General features: G+C 38.7%; 23 protein-coding genes. 19 read left to right on the top strand and 4 right to left on the bottom strand.

The window, feature by feature from the left end; genetic code table 11:
• Nucleotides 1–110: 110 nt before the first annotated feature.
• Both AABJ51_RS00290 and AABJ51_RS00285 read right to left on the bottom strand, forming a co-directional pair.
• Nucleotides 111–419: a hypothetical protein gene (locus AABJ51_RS00290; protein ID WP_026626217.1), complete on the bottom strand. Its 309-nt coding sequence runs from the start codon at nucleotides 417–419 to the stop codon at nucleotides 111–113.
• Between the two features lie 439 nt (nucleotides 420–858).
• Nucleotides 859–1,038: a hypothetical protein gene (locus tag AABJ51_RS00285; RefSeq protein WP_338373904.1), complete on the bottom strand. Its 180-nt coding sequence runs from the start codon at nucleotides 1,036–1,038 to the stop codon at nucleotides 859–861.
• Nucleotides 1,039–1,567: 529 nt separating this feature from the next.
• Here AABJ51_RS00285 and AABJ51_RS00280 point away from each other — a divergent pair.
• The 8 genes from AABJ51_RS00280 (at nucleotide 1,568) to AABJ51_RS00245 (ending at nucleotide 9,454) form a co-directional block, all read left to right on the top strand.
• Nucleotides 1,568–2,293: a DUF5131 family protein gene (locus tag AABJ51_RS00280; RefSeq protein WP_338373903.1), complete on the top strand. Its 726-nt coding sequence runs from the start codon at nucleotides 1,568–1,570 to the stop codon at nucleotides 2,291–2,293.
• Nucleotides 2,294–2,491: 198 nt separating this feature from the next.
• Entirely contained in the window at nucleotides 2,492–2,668 is a 177-nt protein-coding gene (locus AABJ51_RS00275) for a BF3379 family histone-like protein (protein WP_026626220.1), read from the top strand.
• 788 nt (nucleotides 2,669–3,456) lie between these two features.
• Nucleotides 3,457–5,370: a molecular chaperone DnaK gene (gene dnaK / locus AABJ51_RS00270; protein WP_338373902.1), complete on the top strand. Its 1,914-nt coding sequence runs from the start codon at nucleotides 3,457–3,459 to the stop codon at nucleotides 5,368–5,370.
• A 124-nt stretch (nucleotides 5,371–5,494) separates the two neighbouring features.
• Nucleotides 5,495–6,466: a hypothetical protein gene (locus AABJ51_RS00265; RefSeq protein ID WP_338373901.1), complete on the top strand. Its 972-nt coding sequence runs from the start codon at nucleotides 5,495–5,497 to the stop codon at nucleotides 6,464–6,466.
• A gap of 182 nt (nucleotides 6,467–6,648) precedes the next feature.
• Nucleotides 6,649–7,458 carry a hypothetical protein gene (locus AABJ51_RS00260; protein WP_321577228.1) on the top strand — a complete coding sequence of 270 codons (810 nt, stop codon included), beginning with the start codon at nucleotides 6,649–6,651 and terminating at the stop codon, nucleotides 7,456–7,458.
• A gap of 154 nt (nucleotides 7,459–7,612) precedes the next feature.
• Nucleotides 7,613–8,110 carry a GNAT family N-acetyltransferase gene (locus tag AABJ51_RS00255; RefSeq protein WP_338373900.1) on the top strand — a complete coding sequence of 166 codons (498 nt, stop codon included), beginning with the start codon at nucleotides 7,613–7,615 and terminating at the stop codon, nucleotides 8,108–8,110.
• Between the two features lie 74 nt (nucleotides 8,111–8,184).
• Nucleotides 8,185–8,823: an HAD family hydrolase gene (locus tag AABJ51_RS00250; RefSeq protein WP_338373898.1), complete on the top strand. Its 639-nt coding sequence runs from the start codon at nucleotides 8,185–8,187 to the stop codon at nucleotides 8,821–8,823.
• Between the two features lie 4 nt (nucleotides 8,824–8,827).
• A complete protein-coding gene (locus AABJ51_RS00245) occupies nucleotides 8,828–9,454 on the top strand; it encodes an NUDIX hydrolase N-terminal domain-containing protein (protein WP_338373897.1) in 627 nt (208 codons plus the stop codon).
• Nucleotides 9,455–9,520: 66 nt separating this feature from the next.
• On the opposite strand, the gene AABJ51_RS00240 is transcribed toward AABJ51_RS00245, so the two are convergent.
• Nucleotides 9,521–10,471: an aldo/keto reductase gene (locus AABJ51_RS00240; protein ID WP_321577227.1), complete on the bottom strand. Its 951-nt coding sequence runs from the start codon at nucleotides 10,469–10,471 to the stop codon at nucleotides 9,521–9,523.
• A gap of 98 nt (nucleotides 10,472–10,569) precedes the next feature.
• Nucleotides 10,570–12,306 (bottom strand): thiamine pyrophosphate-dependent enzyme, encoded by a 1,737-nt coding sequence (locus AABJ51_RS00235; RefSeq protein ID WP_026626228.1) that lies wholly within the window; start codon nucleotides 12,304–12,306, stop codon nucleotides 10,570–10,572.
• 357 nt (nucleotides 12,307–12,663) lie between these two features.
• Between AABJ51_RS00235 and AABJ51_RS00230 the strand changes: the two genes are divergently transcribed.
• From AABJ51_RS00230 to AABJ51_RS00180, 11 genes are all read left to right on the top strand, one after another.
• Complete coding sequence (locus AABJ51_RS00230) at nucleotides 12,664–13,218, top strand: TerD family protein (protein ID WP_026626229.1); 555 nt, start codon at nucleotides 12,664–12,666, stop codon at nucleotides 13,216–13,218.
• A gap of 61 nt (nucleotides 13,219–13,279) precedes the next feature.
• Nucleotides 13,280–13,834 carry a TerD family protein gene (locus AABJ51_RS00225; RefSeq protein ID WP_338373896.1) on the top strand — a complete coding sequence of 185 codons (555 nt, stop codon included), beginning with the start codon at nucleotides 13,280–13,282 and terminating at the stop codon, nucleotides 13,832–13,834.
• Nucleotides 13,835–13,881: 47 nt separating this feature from the next.
• Nucleotides 13,882–14,568, top strand: coding sequence for a TerD family protein (locus AABJ51_RS00220; protein WP_026626231.1), 687 nt, complete (start codon nucleotides 13,882–13,884; stop codon nucleotides 14,566–14,568).
• Nucleotides 14,569–14,788: 220 nt separating this feature from the next.
• Nucleotides 14,789–15,907 carry a toxic anion resistance protein gene (locus tag AABJ51_RS00215; protein WP_338373895.1) on the top strand — a complete coding sequence of 373 codons (1,119 nt, stop codon included), beginning with the start codon at nucleotides 14,789–14,791 and terminating at the stop codon, nucleotides 15,905–15,907.
• Between the two features lie 6 nt (nucleotides 15,908–15,913).
• Entirely contained in the window at nucleotides 15,914–16,879 is a 966-nt protein-coding gene (locus AABJ51_RS00210; RefSeq protein ID WP_338373894.1) for a hypothetical protein, read from the top strand.
• Between the two features lie 37 nt (nucleotides 16,880–16,916).
• Nucleotides 16,917–17,555 carry a vWA domain-containing protein gene (locus AABJ51_RS00205; protein WP_026626234.1) on the top strand — a complete coding sequence of 213 codons (639 nt, stop codon included), beginning with the start codon at nucleotides 16,917–16,919 and terminating at the stop codon, nucleotides 17,553–17,555.
• Between the two features lie 72 nt (nucleotides 17,556–17,627).
• Nucleotides 17,628–18,263, top strand: a complete 636-nt coding sequence (locus AABJ51_RS00200; protein ID WP_134435937.1) for a vWA domain-containing protein — start codon at nucleotides 17,628–17,630, stop codon at nucleotides 18,261–18,263.
• A 37-nt stretch (nucleotides 18,264–18,300) separates the two neighbouring features.
• Nucleotides 18,301–19,365 carry a TerY-C metal binding domain-containing protein gene (locus AABJ51_RS00195; RefSeq protein WP_338373893.1) on the top strand — a complete coding sequence of 355 codons (1,065 nt, stop codon included), beginning with the start codon at nucleotides 18,301–18,303 and terminating at the stop codon, nucleotides 19,363–19,365.
• A 36-nt stretch (nucleotides 19,366–19,401) separates the two neighbouring features.
• A complete protein-coding gene (locus AABJ51_RS00190; protein WP_338373892.1) occupies nucleotides 19,402–20,919 on the top strand; it encodes a PP2C family serine/threonine-protein phosphatase in 1,518 nt (505 codons plus the stop codon).
• Nucleotides 20,920–21,099: 180 nt separating this feature from the next.
• Complete coding sequence (locus AABJ51_RS00185) at nucleotides 21,100–22,599, top strand: helix-hairpin-helix domain-containing protein (RefSeq protein ID WP_338373891.1); 1,500 nt, start codon at nucleotides 21,100–21,102, stop codon at nucleotides 22,597–22,599.
• Nucleotides 22,600–22,794: 195 nt separating this feature from the next.
• On the top strand, nucleotides 22,795–23,580 hold the full coding sequence (locus AABJ51_RS00180; RefSeq protein ID WP_434781407.1) for a peptidylprolyl isomerase: 786 nt from the start codon (nucleotides 22,795–22,797) through the stop codon (nucleotides 23,578–23,580).
• Nucleotides 23,581–23,660: the final 80 nt, after the last annotated feature.

Raw genomic sequence — 23,660 nt, 5'->3', positions numbered from 1 at the left:
GGGCATAAGCCATTAATAACCTTATCTGAGCCGCAAAGTTATATCATATTGCCGATATTTGCAAATTTTCGCACTATTCTATCTCACGACAAAACGGAACAATCACAAACTTATTCGGCATCGGTATTAAACCGCCAGCATTTTATGATATTATCATATACAATAGTAAACATCTCCACTGAAGGCAGATGCATATGTTTAAATTTATGATTGAGCGAATTACGGTTTTCTTCCATATCCGAGACATCCGAATTCCATGATTGTATCTTTAGATAACAGCTTTCTACTTTAGGCTTATCTCCGTAATAAATGGCTTCATTGATGCCGGATACAATGCTTTTAATATCCGAATTGTTATACCTGTCTGCCAGCTTGTTGTAGTTTTCGATATACTGTTTCGATAGTTTTTCTGAGTCCATAAGATTTTCGTTTTAAGTTTTGTATAATATGTTACAAAAAAATGAGATCAGATTCTAATGCAAGGTCTCTGACTTTAAAATTACATATTAATCATATTAACAACTAAATTGAAGGTATGTTCTTCAATATATTTTCGATAAAATAAAGGTAAAATGCTTCTGTGGATATTTTACTGAAGTATTTTTTGCAATTAAGAAGAATAAAGGAGAAAAATATTATACAACATTCTATAACAACAGAATACATTTGTAAAACAAGCTTCAATAATTTTATTTATTAGTAGTTATTAGAATTTTTTACGGGAACTTAAAATGATTAGTACTTAGGCAAACTAAACATGTAAGACAATTACCGGAATGGATGTTAGGGATTTTCCACAAAAGGTTTTCCAGGGATGGAAGGCCTTTTGTGCTATTTAAGAAAATCCTATTACAGCTTTTAAAATACCAGTTTAGATCCCAGCACTATGATAAGTAAAACGCCAAACATCACTCTCAGGCTTATTCTGAAAAAATGAATGGCCTTATCTCCATGACACAGCCATGCAATAAAATATCCTGCAGAAAATAACGATATACAGATTGAAAAAATAAATACTATTAAAAGAAATAATTCCATTCCGAGTGCTTTTATATACGTTCAATTATATTAGTCGTTTTGCGAGACTCGGCATAGTCCAAACGAGTTTGACTCTGCACTCGCTACTTAAAACGTTCAGTTCCGTTTATTAAATCAACAGGTTAAAATGTTTATTATACTCCGATCTCAATAAACTCAAATATAAGCATTTTCCGATAAAACACAAAGCGTTTTTTCAAAAAGACAATATCTATTAGGAGAATCAAACCCTAGTACTGAAAGGCTTTTTCTATCTTTGTAGAATGAAACTGAAGCACGGCAGAGATTACATCATAAAAAAAACAGATAACAAACGTTCTATAAGAGCTATGTTCTTGTCGGAATACACCAATTTGTTCGGCGAACATTACAAAAACATATTCATCGACCAGTCAAATCTTCTCCACCGCGTTAAAGACTGCACTTTTATAAAAGAAGTTTAATCTCATCAGTCCACGACATCCGTTCCATTAGGTAATCGTCGGGCAATTCATTATCTTTGGTTCTAAACATCATCTTTCCTACCAATATGCAAAAACTGTGGAATCCATGGCATGGTTGTCATAAATTGAGCGAAGGCTGCCGCAATTGTTACGTGTACAGGGGCGATGCGAAGAGAGGTATAGATAGCAGTATTGTTTCCAAGACTAAAAACTTCGACCTACCAGTGCAGAAAAAGAAAAACGGTGAATATAAAATACCACCCGGATCGGAAATTGCAACTTGTTTCACCTCAGATTTTTTCGTTGAAGATGCCGATGAATGGAGAACCGAAGCTTGGCAGATGATACGAGAACGCTCCGATCTCACTTTTCTGATGATAACCAAACGTATAGACAGACTCTCTGTAAATCTACCTGAAGACTGGGGAGACGGATACGATCATGTTACGATCTGTTGTACCGTAGAGAATCAGGAGAGAGCCAATTACCGACTGCCATTGTATAAAAGCAGTCCCATAAAACACAAGATCATTATATGTGAACCGATACTCGAATCAATAAACTTACGCCCGTTTGTCGGAAAATGGATAGACCAGGTTGTTGTCGGAGGCGAATCAGGTTACCATAATATACGTACCTGCAACTACGATTGGATTTTGGATATCAGGCAGGTTTGTATAGAAAATAACATCTCGTTTTGGTTTAAACAAACAGGAAGCAATTTCGTGAAAGACGGGCATGAGTATAATATACAACGGAGACTCCAGCATTCACAAGCCCGAAAAGCAGGAATAAACTACAAAATCAGATAAAGTCCGGCTGTGGCTAGCCGCTTCACCAAAACTCAAGATTTACAGACAATTGAATACGACAAGATAAATATCACAGCCTACAGACAAGTATCGATTAAAAAATAAAATGAACATTTTGTCAAAAAAAGTGTCTTCAAAATAGCGTGCAAACGAGGATAGAATATATCTTTGTCCCGATTTAATTTTTAATAGAACAAAATGAAAGCATTACTAGACAACTTAAACGAGCTTTTCGCAGAATTTGCAAAAGACGCAGCTCTTCAAGTAGAAAACGGAAACAAAGCAGCCGGAACTCGTGCCAGAAAATCTTCTTTAGCAATTGAAAAAGCGCTTAAAGAATTTCGTAAGGTATCTGTTGAAGAGTCTAAAAAATAAGAAGGAACAGGAGCTTTTAAAGCTCCACCTTTCTTTATTGATAAACAGCATCACCTTTTCTGCACAACTTTCACACCATTCCAACCTTTTGTCATAAGGCATATATTAAAATCGGCAATACTACATCATCTGCCAGAGCTATCAGCTTATCCTTGTCTTCTCCAACTTAGTTTTACTTTTTCGGATAAAACACATCCGACGCCAGCTATTTATTTTTTGCTCCACCCTACTGACTATAAAAAAGGGAAAACAACCCAGTCAATCAAAAAACAGAGTATATAATGCGAAAAAGCCCGTGATCTCACATCACAGGCTTTCGCTACTTAAAAACAACACTTTTTTTTTGAATAAACACTAACCTTCGAAGTGTGAAGGTATGCACTATAAACGCATGTGATGAACAATGGTTCAATATATCTTATTTATGCGATATAAATAGCATAAATAAAAATAAAACAAACACCTATATATAAATACATTACAAACAACAAAAACTAAAATTTATGCTATTTTTTTCCTCAAAAAAATATCAAAATGCCCAAAACAACTAAAATATCAGCAAAATATATCTAATACCGAATAAACATCTACAACATTGCCTAACATTATCGCAAAACACATTCAAAAGAAAAAGAATGAGTATGAATCGAATTTCTGTCAAAATGTCATATTTCAAAAACCCTTTATTTTTTGGCACAAGTTTTGAATAAACCCTAATGTCTTTGCGAATACAAAACGTAAGACAGACAAAACAAGTAAATGAAAACAATAAAATATAATATATAAAAATGGGAAAAATAATTGGAATTGACTTAGGTACCACAAACTCTTGTGTTGCCGTATTGGAAGGTAACGAACCTATCGTTATCGCCAACAACGAAGGAAAACGTACTACGCCTTCTATAGTTGCCTTTGTAGATGGCGGCGAGCGTAAAGTAGGTGACCCCGCTAAGCGTCAGGCTATAACAAATCCCGAAAAAACTATCTTCTCTATCAAGAGATTTATGGGTGAAACATGGGATCAAGTGCAAAACGAAATCCCCCGTGTGCCTTATAAGGTAGTAAAAGGAGACAACAATACACCTCGTGTAGATATAGACGGACGTTTATACACTCCACAGGAAATATCGGCTATGATACTTCAAAAGATGAAGAAAACAGCCGAAGATTATTTAGGACAAGAAGTAACTGATGCTGTAATTACAGTACCTGCATATTTCAACGACTCGCAACGTCAGGCAACTAAAGAAGCCGGTGAAATCGCAGGACTTAAAGTTCAACGTATTGTCAACGAACCTACAGCCGCAGCTTTGGCTTACGGCTTGGACAAAAAGAACCAAGACCTTAAGATTGCTGTATTCGACTTAGGTGGAGGAACTTTCGATATATCTATCCTTGAGCTTGGAGACGGCGTATTCGAGGTAAAATCAACTAATGGTGATACTCACTTGGGTGGAGATGACTTCGACCACGTTATTATCGACTGGTTAGCCGAAGAATTCTTAAAAGAAGAAGGACTTGATTTACGTAAAGACCCAATGGCTCTTCAACGTTTGAAAGAAGCTGCCGAAAAAGCAAAAATAGAACTTTCGAGCACAACTTCAACAGAAATCAATCTTCCATATATCATGCCGGTAAACGGTATGCCTAAGCACTTGGTTAAAACATTAACTCGTGCTAAATTCGAACAGTTGGCTGATTCTCTTATCCGCGCTTGTGTAGAACCATGCCGCAATGCATTGAAAGATGCAGGATTATCAGCATCAGATATCAATGAAGTTATCCTTGTAGGAGGTTCGACACGTATACCTGCTGTACAAGCTGAAGTTGAAAAATTCTTCGGAAAAGCTCCTTCTAAAGGTGTTAATCCCGATGAAGTAGTTGCCGTGGGTGCTGCCATACAAGGTGCAGTATTGACAGGAGACGTTAAAGACGTATTGTTGCTAGACGTAACTCCTCTTTCTTTAGGTATCGAAACAATGGGTGGAGTAATGACAAAACTTATCGAGTCGAATACTACCATACCTACACGTAAGAGCGAAACTTTCTCTACTGCTGCTGATAATCAGCCTTCAGTACAAATCAATGTACTTCAAGGAGAACGTTCGATGGCCAGAGACAATAAGCAAATAGGTGTGTTCAACCTTGACGGACTACCACCTGCAATGCGTGGGGTACCTCAGATTGAAGTAACATTCGATATCGATGCCAATGGTATATTGAAAGTATCAGCTAAAGATAAGGCAACAGGAAAAGAACAATCGATCAGAATCGAAGCATCATCAGGTTTGAGCGATGCTGAAATTCAAAGAATGAAAGACGAAGCTGCTGCAAATGCTGAATCAGACAAAAAAGAAAAAGAAAAAATCGATAAGCTTAATCAGGCTGACTCTTTAATTTTCCAAACAGAAAAGCAATTAACTGAACTTGGAGATAAAATTCCAGCCGACAAAAAAGCTCCTATCGAAGCTGCATTGAACAAGTTGAAAGATGCTCATAAGGCTCAGGATGTAGATGCAATAGATACAGCAATGGCTGAATTGAACAATCTGTTTCAGGCTTTAAGTCAGGAAATGTATAACGCTACAGGCGGACAACCGGGTGCTGATCCTAATATGGGAGGAAACCCTAACGCCGGAGGTAGTTCTCAACAAAAGAACGACGACAGCGTAACAGATGTAGATTTTGAGGAAGTGAAGTAATCAACTTCAATATAAATAAAAGAAAAAGTCATACCAAATGGTATGACTTTTTCTTTTTATCTGATAGAATTTCTAGATCTTTCTAGCTATATTTAAACTTTATTAATAACACAAAATTTATAGTATGAAGAAACTAATATTGACTATTTTTTATTTATCTATCACTAATCTATTATTTTCTCAAGAAATCTCAACTTTAAACACTCTGGATTGGAATACTTTAAGATATTCCGGATTTTATGAATCTGCAAGATCTAGTTCTGTAAATATGCCTAATAAAGATTATGATTTATTTTGGGGTATAAATATCGCTCACTCTATTAATAAAAGCTTATTATCTAAGCCGTACCATTGGGGTGGACAAATTGCTTTTGGCATAAACAGGACTAACAGTTGGCCAGCCATGTATATCAGAAGTACAAATGAATTGGGTGAAGGTAAATGGGCTAAGGCTCTTGTAGATAATGGAGATCAAGCCATTGATGGTAGCTTAGGTGTCACTCAGAATATTAATGCAGGAGGTAATATCAAACTATCGAATGGAGAATTGACATATGTATATAACGACAATTTCATATATGACCAAAAGTCTATCGGAAACTATGCAATAAAATGGGTTGTTGATTCATGGCAACCAGGAGCTCCAACATTATGGCAAAGCGGACATGCTGGTATAAAGTTCTTTACTGCCACACAATGTCGTTTAGCGATTACCGCTACTGGTAACATAGGTATAGGAGTGATTAATCCTCAAAACAAACTCGATGTAGCCGGAACGATCCGTGCGACTGAAGTAAAAGTTGAAGCTGGATGGGCTGATTTCGTATTCGATAAAGATTACAAATTACCGACACTTCAGGATGTTGAAAATCACATCAACACACACAAACATCTACCCGACATTCCATCCGAAAAAGAGGTTAAAGAAAATGGGGTGAGTCTGGGTGAAATGCAAGCTAAGTTATTGCAAAAGATAGAAGAACTTACATTGTATGTAATCGACTTAAAAAAAGAAAATGAAGAGCAGGAAAAGAAAATGAATGAACAAAATAATAAAATAACAGAGTTACAATTTGAATTGCAAAACAAAAAATAAACGGATCTTAAAATCATGGATTTAAATCTGTCTAAAGGCAGACTTTGATTTTAATTTAATTTTTCACTTACAGAATTATTTTCTTCCAAAAAACAACTCTTATCAATGCTTTTTTCATACTTTCACAAATAAAAAAACACAACAATATAGAATACCATATCATATATAAAATATCAAGGCATATGAAAAAGCTTATTTTATTAGCAGCACTACCATTCTTGCTTTCTTCGTGCGCATCGACCTATTTCTATTCTTATCTGAATACCGAAACCCCGACAACTACTAAAGTAGAAAACGGCGATTTCGTTTTTGAAAATGACAGTTTATGGATAGCACACTCTTTTAATGGAGAAAATGCACCTATACAGATCACAGTATATAATAAGCTAAATGTACCAATGTATGTCGATTGGGGAAGATCAGCTCTGATTATACAAGATCAGGCTATAAGCTATGAGGGGAATGTTATGCGTTTTGAAGGAAGTGCAAATACATATCTAAACAGTCCTGATCGGGCAGTCAGCGATATGACCGGAATGATGAGCCTGCCTAGCAATGTCTCATTTATTCCACCGAGAACCAAGGTCAGTAATTCAAATCTAAATCTCAATTTTGGATTACAATCTATGATACGTCAACCATATAGGGACGCGCATATGGGAAACAAATTAGGAGAGAAAAGATCTGTAAAAAGATCTGATTTTTCGGCAGAGGATGCCCCTTTTAAGTTTACCAGCTATGTAACAATATATACAAGTCCCGATAAACCCCAATCCTACGAACAGGATTTTTATATAGCAAGCTTGATAAAAACAAATGCTATTGCCCCCCGTGAATTACCCGGTGATATGTCTACCCGAGGAGATATGTTTTACATAGAGAAACCTGCCAATAATACAGGTTGGGAGGTTCTACTAGGAGCTTCAATCATTGCGGGAGCTGCTGTATTGAATGCAAAAACGAATTACGGTTCCAACACTTATTACTATTAAAATCGACAATATACTTTTACATTTGTACTTACATATAATCCTACCAAGTTGCAACTCGGGTAGGATTTTTTATTTGAAATAGAATACTTTCTTTTATTTCAGACTGAAGGTTTTACCCATTTTTACTAATTTTGTTTGCAAAATAACGACAGAAATGCATATAGAAAAAGCAGGAATTAAAGACATACCATTGATACGTAATATTGCAACAACAGCATGGACGAAAACATATGGTGAAATACTATCCTCGGAGCAATCTATGTATATGTTAGATATGATGTATAGTAATGAATCACTTTCTGATCAAATGCAGAATGGACAGTATTTCATTCTAATCCGTAACAACACCGCCCAAGAATATAACGGTTTTGCATCGATTGAATACCATTACAAGGGAACGAACAAAACAAAAATTCATAAGCTATATGTACTGCCCAACAAGCAAGGTGGCGGCTTTGGCAAAACACTTATCGAATATATCTCATCACTTGCCAAAAAGCAGGGAGATAAATATATTACTCTTAATATGAATAGATTCAACCGTTCACACGGATTCTATACAAAGATGGGGTTCAGTATTTCAGGAGAAGAGGATATTGATATCGGCAACGGTTATCTGATGGAAGATTACATCTTCGAAAAAGAAATCTGATAATAAACAATTATAAAAACTCTTTTAGTCTATAAACAAACAGGTCTTGGACCTTACTTTAAATTATCACTCAAATGGCAAATATAACTTGTGCCCTTTTCGATATGGACGGGGTAATAATAGATACAGAACCACAATACAGTATTTTCTGGAAACAAACCGGAGAAAAATATAAAGTAGGTATAGCTAATTTCGAATCCGTGATAAAAGGCACAACCATGCCTAATATCCTAAAAAAATATTTCGCACACGTGTCTGCCCGAAAAATAGATGAACTACTCGAAGATCACGACCGGTTTGAAGAACAAATGTCTTTTCCAGAAATTCCCGGTTCGGTCAAATTTGTTGAGTCCCTGAAAGCGAAAGGAATAAAAGTTGGGCTGGTAACAAGCTCTTCCGAAACGAAACTAATAGGAGTCAATAAAGAAAAACATTTAGACAAGTTGTTCGACACGATTGTTTCGGCGGCCAGAGTAAAGAATGGAAAACCAAATCCAGAGTGTTATCTGTTGGCTGCCAAAGAATTGGGTATCGAACCACAAAACTGTATTGTTTTTGAAGACTCTTTTGCGGGATTGGAAGCAGGTAATGCAGCAGGAATGACTACCGTAGGTGTAGCAACCACACATCCAGCCAATAGCTTGGCCGGCAAGTGTAATAAGGTTATAAACGGGTTTGCTTCGTTAGAATGGAATGCTCTGACAAGCGAATAAAAACATGGAGACGGAAAAAGAAATACTCAACATAGCCACACGCATCAGGGCACTGTCCCAAACAGGACTGGTATACGCCGCTGATGAATATAATACCGAACGTTATCAGGAGCTGTTATCACTTAGTAACAAAATCACTTCACTCGTAACCAACATTTCTCTATCAACAGTAGAAAGCTGTTATCGGATAGAAACCGACTATGTGACACCTAAAGTAGATATACGGGCTGTGGTATTTAATGATCAGAATGAAATACTGCTTGTTAAAGAAAGGGCAGATGGAGGATGGGCTATTCCCGGAGGATGGGCAGATGTTGGTTTTTCACCATCGGAAGTTGCAGTGAAGGAGGTAAAGGAAGAAACAGGTTTGGACATACAACCAATCCGAATCGCAGCCGTTCATGATAAACGCTGTCATCCCCACCCTCCCGCATCTCATTACGCATATAAAATATTTATACTCTGTAAACTGACAGGCGGAGAATTCAACACAGCTTTCGATATACTTGATAAAGGATTTTTCGGGCAAAATAATATTCCTCCCCTATCAGAGGAGCGAACACTCAAAAGCCAGATAGACCTGATGTTTGAGTATCTATATAATCCCGATAAACAGGCCGAAACAGATTAGTTCCAATTCATAAAAAACAAAGAGACTGCGCAAGAGAGCAGTCTCTTTATTTTTTAGCTTACGAGCTTAATACTTACTGGCTTCATTCAATTTTTCAACGGCCTCGTTGCTTAGATCCAGCTCTACTGCTTTCAGTATATCCAATTGTTCGACTTTAGAGACACTGGCTATAGGAGCCGTAATTGATGGACGAGCCAACAACCATGCTAGCGCAACCTGTCCCTGAGTTGCATTGTATTCTTTAGCAACCTCGCTCAAAGCAGTTAAGATAGCCTGTCCCCTATCGTTAATATAGTTCTCTAGCTGACCTTTACGGGCACTGGATGCTATATCCTCCACCGAATGGTATTTTCCTGTTAGAAAACCACTTGCCAATGAATAATAGCTGACTACTCCCAATCCGGTTTCTTTGACTAACGATTCGTAAGTAGACTCGTATCCCTTACGGTCATAGAGGTTATATTGAGGCTGCAAGCAAATATAAGAAGGCAGATTATTATCTTCGGAATACTTAAGCGATTCACGGATACGCTCGGGAGACATATTTGAAGTAGCGATATATCTTACTTTTCCCTCTTTTATCAATTGAGCATAAGCCTCAAGCGTTTCACCCACAGGTGTTGTCAGATCATCGAAATGAGTGAAATACAAATCGATATGATCTGTTTGTAAACGCTTCAACGAATCCTCAACTTCACGAAGGATATAATCTTTTTTCAACCCGCGGTGAGTTTCCGACACCTGAGCACCTACTTTTGTGGAAATAACCACCTCGTTGCGCTTTCCTGTCTTTTTGAGCCAATCGCCGATAATAGTTTCCGATTCTCCGCCTTTATTTCCCGGAACCCATGCAGAATATACATCAGCTGTATCGATAAAATCGAATCCGGCTCCAACATATGCGTCCAAAATATTAAATGATGTTTTCTCATCGGCCGTCCAGCCGAATACATTCCCTCCAAAGGCGAAAGGAACAACTTCTAAACCTGATTTTCCAATCTTTCTTTTCTTTACCATAACCTATAATTACTTTTTGATATGAATTGAAAAACTGCCCGATTCTTATTCAAACCGGACAGTTTATATTAATATTTAAAGATACTAAGAATCTGAATTTATAACAAATCCCGCCAGTGTTTTAAGTTGCTTTTAGCTGTATCCCAAACTTCATCAATACGTCCTGCCCAAAGCAACCTTGCCATCGATTTAGCAAAACCTTTCATCTGTACAAATTCTATTTTAGGAGGCATAGCTAAAGCATTCGGATCGGTTTTGACCGATACCAGCACAGGACCTTCCATGGCAAAAGCCGTCGAGATTGTTTCCTCAACCTTTTCCGGATCATTAACCGATAGGCTCTTCATACCCATAGCATTTGCGATTGCAGCAAAATCGGGATTATACATATTAGTTTCATGATCAGGCAAACCTGCAACTTCCATTTCAAGTTTTACCATTCCAAGCGTGCGATTATCAAATACAATCAACTTAATGGGCAGTTTATACTCTACGATTGTAGCCAAATCTCCCATCATCATAGACAAGCCGCCATCGCCGCACAACGCCACAATCTGTTGATCGGGACGAGCCAAGGCCGCTCCTATCGCCATCGGCATGGCATTCGCCATAGACCCATGACTGAACGATCCTAACATTTCGCGTTTTCCGGTTGCATGCAAATACCTTGCACCCCATACACAACACATTCCGGTGTCAACGGTAAAAATGGTATCATCGTTTGCCAGATTATCTATAATGGTTGCAACATATTCAGGTGCTATATTATCTATTTTACCCCGTTGATCAGCCATAGCCGCCAGATTCTTCTTCACTTTATCATAAAGTTTCATCTGATCACGAAGGAAATCATCTTTTTCTTTCTTCTTAACCAATGGCAGCAAAGCCCGTAAGGTATCCTCTACCGTTCCTGCCAAACCCATATTTACTCTGGCTCTTCGTCCTATACGTTCGGGACGCACATCCACTTGTACAATCTTGCAATCATCGGGCATAAACAAAGCATAGGGAAAGTCCGTACCTAAAAGAATCAATAGATCGGTATCATTCATACTCGAAAATGCAGATGGAAGACCTAGTAAACCAGTCATTCCTACCTCATTCGGGTTATTATATTGTACAGCCATTTTTCCCCTGAAACTATATCCTACAGGAGCGTTTATAAGTTTCGAAAGCTGAACAACCTCATCATGAGCATCTTTTGCCCCGATACCGCAATACAGCGTTACTTTCTCAGTACTGTTGATCAACTCTGCCAAAGCTGCTATCTCTGCATCCTGAGGACGGTATACCGATTTGGAGGGTAATACCTGCACCGATGTATGAATATCACACGCTTCGGATTCCGCCAAATCGCCGGGAAGCCCCAGTACGGCTACTTCTTTTTTATGAACAGTATGTTGTAAAGCCGCCTGCAACATACGGGCAAACTGCATGGGTGTATTTGCAATCTGATTGTAACCGCTGCAGTCGTCAAATAATTTTATAGTATTGGTTTCCTGAAAAAATGAAGATCCGAATTCTCCCGTAGGACAAGTCGATGCTATAGCTAGCACAGATGCATTAGCTCTTTGAGCATCGTATAATCCATTGATAAGGTGTACGTGTCCTGGACCGCTGCTTCCGGCACAACAGGCAATACCATTCAGTTCAGCTTCAGCTAAAGCTGCATAGGCTCCTGTCTCTTCGTGACGCACATGTATCCATTTTACATCATCATCTTTACGAACGGCATCGTTCACTTCATTCAGGCTATCACCTGTTACCGCATAAATATGTCTTATTCCTGCATGTTTAATTGTTTCAATCAATTGTTCTGCTACTTTTTTTCCCATAATCTTATATCGATAATAATTATATTTCGTTAGTTCAGTGAAGACTGCATTTATAACAATCGTTATGATATTTGAGGGCATCAGCCCTCTTCTTTTTAACATATTTTAGATCTAAAATATGATAATTATAAAAAAAGAAACAGACCTTGACTTACTCTCTATTTAGATATTCTGTATATCGAAGTAATTATTATCTTTGTCAAAACGGGATAGTCTTTTTTCCGGACACTATAGAGCTATTAAGGAGCAAGTCTGATTATCTCTTTAGCCGGGACGAATGCAATAAGTGATTTGACTTAAACAATATATCATCAGATACTTTCATCTACTTAACATATAATATAAGACAGTATAATTATGGCAATAAATTTGACTAAAGGTCAACGCATTGAAATCGGTTTATCGAAAGTAGGCGTTGGACTTGGATGGGATCCAAATGAAGGAACAGGGCACGATTTTGACCTTGATGCCTGCGCTTTTATGCTTGGAGATAATAAGAAACTACCTAAGGACGAATATTTCGTTTTCTACAATAATCCAAAATCACCGGATGAATCTGTTGAATCTTCGGGTGATGACCTGACCGGAGGAAACAGCGATGGAGATGATGAAACACTTACTGTTGATTTGTCAAGAGTCGACCCTAAAATACAGGAAATTGTATTTACGGTAACTATCCATGACTATGAAACACGCCGTCAGAATTTCGGGCAGGTTCGTAATTCATTCATCCGTATTTATAATGCGCAAACCAATGAAGAAATCGCAAAGTACGAATTAGATGAAGATTTTTCGATCGAAACAGCCGTTGAATTCGGACGTCTTTATAAACGTGGCGGCGAATGGAAATTCGAAGCAATGGGCATAGGATACAAAGGTGGATTACAATACTTTGTGGATAAATACGTTTAAAGTAAAAAATCATCACTACCAACTCATTACACAATTGTCTCATTAAGAAAATAAAATAATAATGGCTATAAATTTAGAAAAAGGGCAACGAACTGAGATAAAGCTGCCTAAGTTTACAGTAGGTTTAGGATGGGATACAAACTCATCAAGTACAGGACAGGCTTTTGACCTCGACTGCTCGGTTTTTGCTTTAGGTGATAATAGAAAACTTGTTGCCGATGATTTCTTTATATTTTATAATAATCTGAAATCGCCGGATGCAGCAATAGAACATACAGGGGATAACCTTACCGGAGAAGGAGATGGAGATGATGAATCAATAAAAATTGATTTATCAAAACTCGATTCGAGAGTAAACGAATTATGCTTTGTTGTGACTATACATGATGCCGAAAACAGAAAACAGAATTTCGGGCAGGTACGCAACTCGTTCGTTCGGATTTATAATCCTGATAATAACGAAGAAATTCTTAAATACGAACTTGAAGAAGATTTTTCGATCGAAACCGCAGTCGAATTCGGACGCCTTTACAAACGTAACGGCGAATGGAAATTCGAAGCTGTTGGTGTAGGTCAAAAAGGCGGATTAGCTGAGTATCTCCAAAAATATAACTAAAGATTAAAATAAACTACTCATTTCTTAAACATAAAAAATAACCAATCATGGCTATAAATTTGCAGAAAGGACAACGCATCAATCTTGAAAAAAGTTCAGGAGCGAAACTCACACAATTTTGTGTAGGTGTAAACTGGGGTGCGATAGAATATCAGGTAGAAGAAGGAGGATTCCTTGGTTTCGGAAAAAAAACAGTAACCAGAACCAAAGATGTAGACTTGGATCTAAGCTGTGTAATGTATGACGAAAACGGTAACCTGTGCGATCATCTGTACTCACCGCTGTATCGTCCCGAACTACTTGCTCAATTTGGTCTGAATACAGGTAAATTAGTTTCTCTGACAGGAGCAATGCGCCATACTGGTGATGACCTCGAAGGAGATAAAGGTGGAGATGATGGACTTGATAATGAAATTATCACAGTAGACCTTTCGAAACTGGGAAGTAATATCCATCGTATATTTTTCTTTCTGAACAATGTCGGAGAAGAAGACTTTTCTCAGGTTCCATATGCTAAAATCAGAATGTACGAAGGAACTCCCGTTAAGGTAGACAGTGTATATGCAGAATATAATGTAGTAGCAGAACCTCAATATAGAGGTAAAAAAGCCCTTATTATGGGAGAATTGTACAAAAAAGGAGACGACTGGAAATTCAATGCCATCGGAGATGCCTTTGAAGATGTATTCTTAGGACAAACCATACAGCGTATCTCTCAAAATTATGCCAAATAAGGCTTAGTGATATAATTTTTCCTAATCCTTTTTGCTTATGATATAAAAAGCAAAAAGGATTTTGTATTTTTACGAAAAACGCATTGTTCTATAAATCAAAAACAAGGTCACAGACCTATTTATTGACTTAGCAAGCATAACAGCAACAGCTAGTTATCGTTTTGAAATATCTCATTAAATATTTTCTATTACTTATATTGGAAATTTAACCAACAGAAATATGGACATGAATAGTATGCCCGAGATGGCACCGGTAAACCCAAACCAGACACCGGCTGTGCAACGTATAGACAGGGATGGCAATGTTGATCTGAGCCATTTAAGTCAAAATGAAATAGACAAATTATCGCAGCTCAATCGCAGCCTTGTCGTTACTGACGTCAACTCGGTATTGAATTACGGAGCTGATTTGCAGGCTACAATGGAAAAGTACAGCAATGACTTCCTCACATCAGTGCGTACATTTAATTCGGGAGAAGTAGGAGCTCATATCAGTGATTTGCTTACCGAACTGAACTATATAGATGTAGACGAACTGAATCAGAGCGCATTCAAATCATTCCTCAGCAAAATTCCATTGGTTAAAAATCTGGTGGTAAATGTGAAAAGGATATTCCAGAAATACGACACCGTTATTTCGAATGTCGATAAGATTTCAAATAAGATAAAAGCCGGACGTATCAACTCGCTCAAAGATAATACCGCCCTGCAAACCATGTTCGACAATAATATCGAATACATCAAGCAAATAGAAGAACTCATCATGGCCGGACAGTTGAAAATGCAGGATTTGCAGGTCAAACTGGCCGAGATGGAAGGAGCTCCCGCCCAGTATAAGGATTACGAGATCAGTGATATGCGGGAGTTTATCTCCCGGCTCGACAAACGATTGGCTGATATGAAAATCATCCGATATGTGATGATGCAGTCTTTGGCTCAAATACGTGTTGTACAGAACAACAATGTGGCAATTGCGGACAAAGCACAGTCTATCATCTCAACAACGATACCTGTATGGAAGAACCAGTTGACTATCGCTGTAGCCCTTTACAGACAGAAGGCCAACGTAGAAATGCAGCGGAAAGTGGCGGAAACAACAAACACCATTTTGGAAAAGAATGCCGAACTGCTCAGACAGAACAGCATCGAGGTTGCCCGTGAAAATGAAAATACAGTTGTATCTATCGAAACGTTGAAGAAAACAACTCAATCGCTGATCAGTACTCTCGACGAAGTGAAACGTATACATGAAGAAGGTATGCGCAACCGTCAGGTATTAGACAAGGAACTGCAATCACTCGAAACAGAATTAAGAAAAAATGTGACCGGTATTCGCTAAAGGATAATGGATGACAACAGAGCCGAAATATTAGAGACATCGACCCGCACTATTGAGCAATTATATGATCTGACGGTATTTTTTGAAGACCAGACGATCATGAATATATATCTGCAAAATCAGGTTATCCACAAGTTATTTGAGGATAATCCTGATATGGATGTAAACAAACTTGAGCTGTATCACATACAGTTTACCATGACATTGGTAGAATTGCTCGAGAAAATAAAGAAGAAAAACGAGCGCATAGTAGGGATGATGAAATCGGAGATCGAACTGAATAACGATATGATGCAGAAACTCCGCAAAGCGATTGCCATGGAAGGCAGCTTCGAAGGAGAAAAAGTTCAGCAGGCTTTGAAAGTTTCACGCTCTATCTATAATTTCCATAAAATACTGTCATCACAATCTCGTGATTATCCATTTCTTGAAAATACCACGATATTCGGTCTCAAGTTCTACAAAGAATATTTCTTTGAAGTAGATCCTCAATTACAAGAAGCCTTAATAGGTTATTCGAGTTCGGATGTTTACCGCAATTCTTACGGAGCTATCGGACGGGGGTTGTTGACTACACTTGCAGCGAATTCATATGCTATTGATTTCTTCGCAGGAATCCGTATAGGAAATCTGCTTGCTGAAATATACAGGATACGGAATAACGATACGTATTTTATTTTTGTTCCGTCCAAAAACCTGTTCCTGCAGGTCGAAATGTCCTTATTTACAGATAAAGACGAATGGATTGCTGAATTATCGAAAAAAGAATCGACCATCAAAGACCTGACAATAAAGAATATTGAATTGGAGAAGAATATAAAATCCAATCTGAAGAAAATAGATGATGATATTGCCGACCTGCTGAAAGAAAATCTCAAGAAAGTAACGGACATCGATTTTCTTGCCGATCTTGAAAATGTCGATATTCAGGCAAATACATTGAAGGCTATGCTGGAAACTAAGATGATATAAAACATCAGACAAAAAGCAACATAACAAACAACAAAATATGAGAAAACTACCTGTATATTTAATTCTTGACACCTCAGGGTCAATGCATGGAGAACCTATCGAAGCCGTTAAAAACGGAGTGCAAGTATTGGTTTCAACTCTACGGCAGGATCCGTATGCGCTCGAAACTGCATTCCTGAGCATCATCACATTCGATGACAGGGCACAGCAAATAACACCTCTTACCGAATTGTCGATGTTTCAGATGCCGACCATCTCGGCTAATGGAACAACCTGCCTGGGAGGAGCTTTATCTTTGCTGGCAGAGCGTATAGATGCAGAAGTACATAAAAGCACAGCCGAGAAAAAAGGAGATTGGCGTCCGCTCGTTTTCATTATGACAGACGGAGCACCGACTGACAATTGGGAAAGAGGACTCGAAGATTTTAGAAAAACCAAATGTGCCATGGTAGTGGCTTGTGCAGCAGGACAAAACGCCCAGACCAAAATATTGAAGAAAATTACCGACACAGTAGTATCGCTCGACACTGCCGATAGTACAACCATTAAGGCATTTTTCAAATGGGTATCGGCATCTATCAGTTTCGGCAGCCAGAAGGTAGAATCGTCTCATCAGGAAATATCCGGACTGAACGAACTTCCGCCGCCTCCACCCGAAGTGAATATTGTTCTCTGATGAGAAAATTAAAATAGAAAAAGAAATAGAATCAGTATAGCACTGACTAACAAACAAAAAAAAGACTTAATAATGAGACGTTTACCCGTATATTTATTATTAGACACATCCGGATCAATGAGAGGAGAGCCTATCGAGTCGGTCAAAGTTGGATTGGAGTCGATGGTTGCTAGTCTCAGACAAGACCCGTTTGCTCTCGAATCGGTATATATGAGCATCATTACTTTCGATAGAGAGGTAAAGCAATTACTGCCCCTCACAGCTTTAGAGCATTTGCAGATACCACCCATAGTTACCCCCGAATCGGGTCCAACACATCTGGGAGCAGCTCTCGAAATGCTTTGCCAGAAAGTGGACTCAGAGGTAAAGTTAAGCTCTGCCGAAGAAAAAGGCGACTGGATGCCATTACTCTTTATCATGACAGACGGAAAACCATCCGATTTACAAAAATATAATCAGATGATACCCGAAGTACGCAAGCGAAACTTCGCAGGAGTGATTGCTTGTGCTGCAGGAGTTAAAGCCGACACGCAGCCATTGCTGGCATTAACCAATCAGGTATATTCGCTCGATACGACAGATAGTTCTACTTTCCGTCAGTTTTTCAAATGGGTATCGGCATCGGTCAGTGTAGGTAACCGCAGTATCGGTGTCAACAGCGATATAGCATTGCCGCCTCCACCGCCCGAAATCCATACAGTTATCTGATAAGCTGTTTCATCATTGTATAAAAAGGGATAAACTAATGAGACGACTACCTATTTATTTTCTGATAGATGTATCCGAATCGATGATCGGAGAACCTCTTACTCACGTACAAAATGGAGTTGAAACTATCATTCGAGAGCTTCGGACAGATCCTTATGCTCTCGAAACCGTATATTTATCTATCATAGCCTTTGCAGGAAAAGCAAAGAAGCTATGCTCAATGCAGGAGTTATCGAACTTCTATCCTCCCCGATTGCCTATTGGCGGGGGAACATCTTTAGGGAATGCGCTTCTCTTTCTGATGAATGATATGGATGCTGCCATACAAACGACAACAACCGAAACAAAAGGAGATTGGAAACCCATCGTTTTTCTTTTTACAGACGGAGCACCCACAGATGATACCAAAGCTGCATTTGAAAGATGGAACAGTAAATACCGCAGTAAAGCCAATCTTATAGCCATTGCTATCGGAGACAATATGGATACATCGGTTCTGAAAGAGATAACCGAAAATGTACTGCAATTGAAGGACACGGACGAAGTATCGTTCAAAGCCTTTTTCAAATGGGTAACTGCGTCCATTAAAACCACCAGCGTAAGTGTAAGCAGCTTAAACAGTGATGACCTGAAACTGGCTCCGCTTACAGACGATTTCCTTACCAAGATAGAGAAGGAAATGAATATACCTATAAAAGTAGATGAAAATTTTGCCGTTATTCTGGGAAAATGCCAGAATACAAAACAACCTTATCTGCTTAAATATCAAAAGAGAATTGACAGAAATGATTTTTCGCATATGACCTCAGCAGGAGGACGGCACTTTAAATTTGTCGGCGGTTATCCTATTGACAATTCGTACTTCGAAATGATAGATGGATATGGAGACGGAAACCTCAGCGGAAAACGTATCAATACGAGTGAACTAATCGGATTTCCTTCGTGTCCCTGTTGTGCCAATCATGTAGCTATAGGGCTTTGTATGTGTGGCAATATTATGTGCGTAGGACATGAGCAGAACAGCACCTGCCCGTGGTGTGGTATGCAGCTGTCGTTCCGTGAATCGGGAGGAGGAATGGATATCGGACGCACCAGAGGCTAAAGCGTACCTTTTTATAAAAGAGATAACCAGTAAGTTATGGATTTTGACAAAATATTACCCTACTTCGAAAACTCATCTGAGAATGAAGAATTACTGCGTCAATTCTTCGATTCGGAAGAAATTAAGAACTTCCTTTCTGAGAAATGGGATGAATTTCGGAAGGATGATGCACCTGCACCCGAAATACCGAGTATAAACCCCGAAACACCTATTGATGATATGCCTTTTATACCCCTCATACCCGATGACGAGGAAACTAAAGCTCGTTATCAACCGTCTTTCCAAGAAGAGAAATACGAGACTATCAACCGTCAGTTGCAAAATGTACATATACAATTCAATAATGGTAAAGTAAATCAGCCATACCAGATGTTATTCGATTTTACGGAATTGAACATTCCCGGTATAGAGCAATTCAAATTTGTAGGACTGGAGGAAACCGGACTGAGATTCAATACTTCAACCGATATGATAGAGGGTACACCTTCGGTATCGGGAGACTTCAAAATTAGATTATCTTGTTACCCTGTAGGCTGGCAGGAGGGAGAACCTGTTTTCGAGAAAAAGATTACACTGATTATCAATCCCGATCCCCGTGCTTTGTGGAACAATATCCCGACACCGGAAGATATTACCTATTATAAGCCTGACTCGGACTGCGAATATGTGACAGTGAAAAAGTCGAAAGGCTTTCTTGGTATAAGCAGTCACGAAAAAAAAGACATTGTTGCTGCCAGCCAGCGAGGTCGCTCTCATGCTCACGAAGGAAAAGCAAGGGACGATGATTTCAGTATACTACACAACGAAGAGTCAGATTGGTATGTTACTGTTGTTGCGGATGGAGCAGGCTCTGCCCAATTTTCCCGAAAAGGATCGGAGATAGCATGCACTACAGTATCGGACATTAGCAATATACATCTGGCAAAATACAATAAAGAAATAGACGAACTTGTTAAAAATTTTCAGAAAGAGAATTCGGAGATCAAACGAAAAAAGCTGGGAGACGCACTTTACAACATACTAGGTGCAGCCGTTTTCAAAGCATATAAAAATATCGAGCAAGAAGCTGTAGAGAATAACAATCAGATAAAAGATTATGCTACTACCCTATTGGCTGCTGTTGCTAAGAAATATAAATTCGGATGGTTCGTTGCAACTTTCTGGGTGGGAGACGGAGGTATTGCCCTGTATAATAAAGAAACAGGATTCGTAAAAGTAATGGGAGACCCCGATGGAGGAGACTTTGCAGGACAAACTCGATTTCTTACTATGGGAGAAGTAATGCAGCCTGCCGAAATATACAAACGGCTGCGATTCGAAATTATCGAAGATTTTACCGCACTCGTTTTAATGACAGACGGTGTAACCGATCCCAAATTCGAAACTGATGCTAATTTGCAAAGAATTGAGAAATGGAACAATTTGTGGGAAGATATCACATCTTCCGTAGAATTGACCGATGACAATGAAAATGCAGCACCTCAATTATTGAAGTGGCTCGATTTCTGGTCTCCCGGCAATCATGACGATCGTACCATAGCTATTATTTATTAGGCACAACAAAACAACTCGCTGTTACTTATTTTATCTATAGAGAAAACAATGAGTAAATAAGCAAACGTGCCAATAAGAAAAGGTAAGCAATGAGAAATTACAGAAAGCAAGTAACCTTTGTTACCTTTTCGTCATTAAGAAACTGAAAAACAAAAAAGCAATATACATTATCAGTATATAATGAGCAATAAAACAATTACACTGAAAGCAAGCGACGGCTCTACAGTCGAATTTGTTGACGAAATTATCGGTTCGGGTGGAATGAAAGATGTTTATTTCAGCCCGGATAAATCATATGTAGTCGGATTCTTCCGGGATAAGCAGGATTTCAACGCTAAAGACCGACTGCAAACCATCACCGGAATTTATCGAGAACGGATTTTTTCCCAGCAAGGCGGAGATTATTGGAAAGACCTTTTTTGCTGGCCTACCAAAATGGTTGAATATAAAGGTAAACTGGGATTAGTCTGCCCTACTTATCAACCCGATTTCTTCTTTAAATACGGATCTGTCAATAATGATTTTCTGGGAATCAAAGGAAAAGAAAAAGAGGGTAAATGGTTTGCTTCCGCCAAAAATCAAAACCGTTTCCTTGCTGCCGAAGAACGGGGTGACTGGTTTAAATACATCCAGATATGTATCCGCATAAGCCGTGCCGTAAAACGAATGCACGCCGCAGGGCTGGCTCATTCCGACCTTTCCTACAAAAATGTACTGATAGACCCTACCTCCGGACGTGCAGCCATTATAGATATAGATGGCCTGGTCGTTCCCGGAAAGTTTGCGCCTGATGTACTCGGAACTCCGGATTTCATTGCTCCGGAAGTAATCATGACTCAGCACCTTAAAATGGACGATCCAAATCGTAAGCTGCCCAATATACTGACCGACAGGCACGCTTTGGCTGTAATGATCTATATGTACCTGCTGTATAGGCACCCTTTGAGAGGAGGAAAAGTAAACGCAATGGAAGCTGGTAAAGACGAAGAACTGTCGATGGGTGAAAAAGCCTTGTTTATAGAACATCCAACCGATACATCAAATAGAGTAAAAGTATCTCAACTACAACCTAGTCAATTGCCGCAGGCTGATCCTGCGAAAATACCTTATACTGTTTGTGGACCTTACTTAAAGGAATTATTTGATAGAGCTTTTATAGATGGATTACATAACCCGAATTCACGCCCAACCGCTAACGAATGGGAAGACGCCTTACTTAAAACCGTCGATCTGGTTCAGCCCTGTCAAAATCCGAAATGCTGGCACAAGTGGTTCGTGTTCGATAATACAACTAAGCCCCGATGCCCGTTTTGCGGAACAGATTACAAAGGACAATTACCCGTCTTAAACTTATATTCGCCGCGTCATCAGGGAACATTTACGCCCGATAATTATCGACTGATGGTTTATAATAACCAATATCTTTACCCTTGGCATGTCAATCGCCATATCTGGCCGAACGAACGGCTGTCGGATGAAGACAAAAAGCCTGTCGGATACTTTGTATTTCATCAAAATAAATGGCTTCTTATCAACCAACGGCTGACAGATCTTGAGGATAAAACCGAAGGTAAGAAAATAGGCATAAATGAAGCTGTCGAATTAACCGATAACAAGCAAATACTTTTGTCTAAAGAAGACGATGGCAGGCTGGTTGTCGTACAGATTGTAAACAATTAAGGTCTCAGACCTTTTTTCAAAGAACAAGCTCGGATTTCCTTATAAATTTAAGCTAAACTACAGGGTTTAGCAGAACAGGATAAACCGAATATTAAACTAAAAGGCTATATTTGTATTGCAATTTTTTACAGGATAACCCATCTCAATCCCGAGAATATGAAAAAGATATTTCTACTACTTATACTTATTTTAACAATGACCACCAATAGCGCACATTCGCAGGAAAAGGATTCTCTCGTTTTGATAACAACGGAATTCGGTAATATAAAGCTGAAACTATATGATGATACCCCTTTGCATAAGGAAAACTTCAAAAAACTGATTAATGAAGGTTTTTATAAAGATTTGCTCTTTCATCGTGTTATCAAGAATTTTATGATACAAGGCGGTGACCCTAATTCACGTAATGCTTCAGATACAACAGCATTGGGCAGCGGAGATCTGGGATATACAATTCCTGCCGAAATAAAATTCCCTAAACATTTCAACAAAAGAGGAGCTTTGGCCGCTGCCCGCACAGGAAATGACAGCAACCCCGAAAAAGAATCATCAGCCAGCCAGTTCTATATAGTTACAGGTAAAACTTATTCGGAAAAAGAACTGAACAAAATTGAAACAGAGCGTGTAGAACGTCAGGTTCAAGCACTTTACAATAATCTTCAGGCAGACAACAAAGCTAAGATTAAAGAGTTTTACAGCAGCGGAGACAGAGACGGATTAGCAGCTTTCCGGCAAGGATTGTACGCCCAGTCTCAGGAAACAGCAAAAACGGATTCAACACTGGTATTCTCTCCGGAACAACGCCTTGCTTATACCAAAGAAGGTGGAGCGATGCATCTCGATGGGGAATATACTGTCTTTGGAGAAGTAGTTGAAGGTATGGATGTTATAGAAAAGATTCAGCAAGCCAAAACTGACAAAAAGGATCGTCCGATAAAGGATATTAAGATGGATATTACTTTGATCTCTGCCAATAATTAAAACGAGTTAATTATCAGTATATAATTCAGATAAGAAAGAGACAAACATAAAACTCTCAATATAATTATCCCCTATATACA

Origin of the sequence: Indolivaga capnocytophagoides (genome assembly GCF_036511535.1) — a bacterium.
Lineage (GTDB): Bacteria > Bacteroidota > Bacteroidia > Bacteroidales > Dysgonomonadaceae > Dysgonomonas_A > Dysgonomonas_A capnocytophagoides.
This window is presented reverse-complemented; position numbering and strand designations above follow the sequence as displayed.

Bases quoted from the DNA above. Each gene is read 5' to 3' on its own strand.
- AABJ51_RS00290 (WP_026626217.1), bottom strand. From the start codon at position 419: ATGGACTCAGAAAAACTATCGAAACAGTATATCGAAAACTACAACAAG.
- AABJ51_RS00285 (WP_338373904.1), bottom strand. From the start codon at position 1,038: ATGGAATTATTTCTTTTAATAGTATTTATTTTTTCAATCTGTATATCG.
- AABJ51_RS00280 (WP_338373903.1), top strand. From the start codon at position 1,568: ATGCAAAAACTGTGGAATCCATGGCATGGTTGTCATAAATTGAGCGAA.
- AABJ51_RS00275 (WP_026626220.1), top strand. From the start codon at position 2,492: ATGAAAGCATTACTAGACAACTTAAACGAGCTTTTCGCAGAATTTGCA.
- dnaK (WP_338373902.1), top strand. From the start codon at position 3,457: ATGGGAAAAATAATTGGAATTGACTTAGGTACCACAAACTCTTGTGTT.
- AABJ51_RS00265 (WP_338373901.1), top strand. From the start codon at position 5,495: ATGAAGAAACTAATATTGACTATTTTTTATTTATCTATCACTAATCTA.
- AABJ51_RS00260 (WP_321577228.1), top strand. From the start codon at position 6,649: ATGAAAAAGCTTATTTTATTAGCAGCACTACCATTCTTGCTTTCTTCG.
- AABJ51_RS00255 (WP_338373900.1), top strand. From the start codon at position 7,613: ATGCATATAGAAAAAGCAGGAATTAAAGACATACCATTGATACGTAAT.
- AABJ51_RS00250 (WP_338373898.1), top strand. From the start codon at position 8,185: ATGGCAAATATAACTTGTGCCCTTTTCGATATGGACGGGGTAATAATA.
- AABJ51_RS00245 (WP_338373897.1), top strand. From the start codon at position 8,828: ATGGAGACGGAAAAAGAAATACTCAACATAGCCACACGCATCAGGGCA.
- AABJ51_RS00240 (WP_321577227.1), bottom strand. From the start codon at position 10,471: ATGGTAAAGAAAAGAAAGATTGGAAAATCAGGTTTAGAAGTTGTTCCT.
- AABJ51_RS00235 (WP_026626228.1), bottom strand. From the start codon at position 12,306: ATGGGAAAAAAAGTAGCAGAACAATTGATTGAAACAATTAAACATGCA.
- AABJ51_RS00230 (WP_026626229.1), top strand. From the start codon at position 12,664: ATGGCAATAAATTTGACTAAAGGTCAACGCATTGAAATCGGTTTATCG.
- AABJ51_RS00225 (WP_338373896.1), top strand. From the start codon at position 13,280: ATGGCTATAAATTTAGAAAAAGGGCAACGAACTGAGATAAAGCTGCCT.
- AABJ51_RS00220 (WP_026626231.1), top strand. From the start codon at position 13,882: ATGGCTATAAATTTGCAGAAAGGACAACGCATCAATCTTGAAAAAAGT.
- AABJ51_RS00215 (WP_338373895.1), top strand. From the start codon at position 14,789: ATGGACATGAATAGTATGCCCGAGATGGCACCGGTAAACCCAAACCAG.
- AABJ51_RS00210 (WP_338373894.1), top strand. From the start codon at position 15,914: ATGGATGACAACAGAGCCGAAATATTAGAGACATCGACCCGCACTATT.
- AABJ51_RS00205 (WP_026626234.1), top strand. From the start codon at position 16,917: ATGAGAAAACTACCTGTATATTTAATTCTTGACACCTCAGGGTCAATG.
- AABJ51_RS00200 (WP_134435937.1), top strand. From the start codon at position 17,628: ATGAGACGTTTACCCGTATATTTATTATTAGACACATCCGGATCAATG.
- AABJ51_RS00195 (WP_338373893.1), top strand. From the start codon at position 18,301: ATGAGACGACTACCTATTTATTTTCTGATAGATGTATCCGAATCGATG.
- AABJ51_RS00190 (WP_338373892.1), top strand. From the start codon at position 19,402: ATGGATTTTGACAAAATATTACCCTACTTCGAAAACTCATCTGAGAAT.
- AABJ51_RS00185 (WP_338373891.1), top strand. From the start codon at position 21,100: ATGAGCAATAAAACAATTACACTGAAAGCAAGCGACGGCTCTACAGTC.
- AABJ51_RS00180 (WP_434781407.1), top strand. From the start codon at position 22,795: ATGACCACCAATAGCGCACATTCGCAGGAAAAGGATTCTCTCGTTTTG.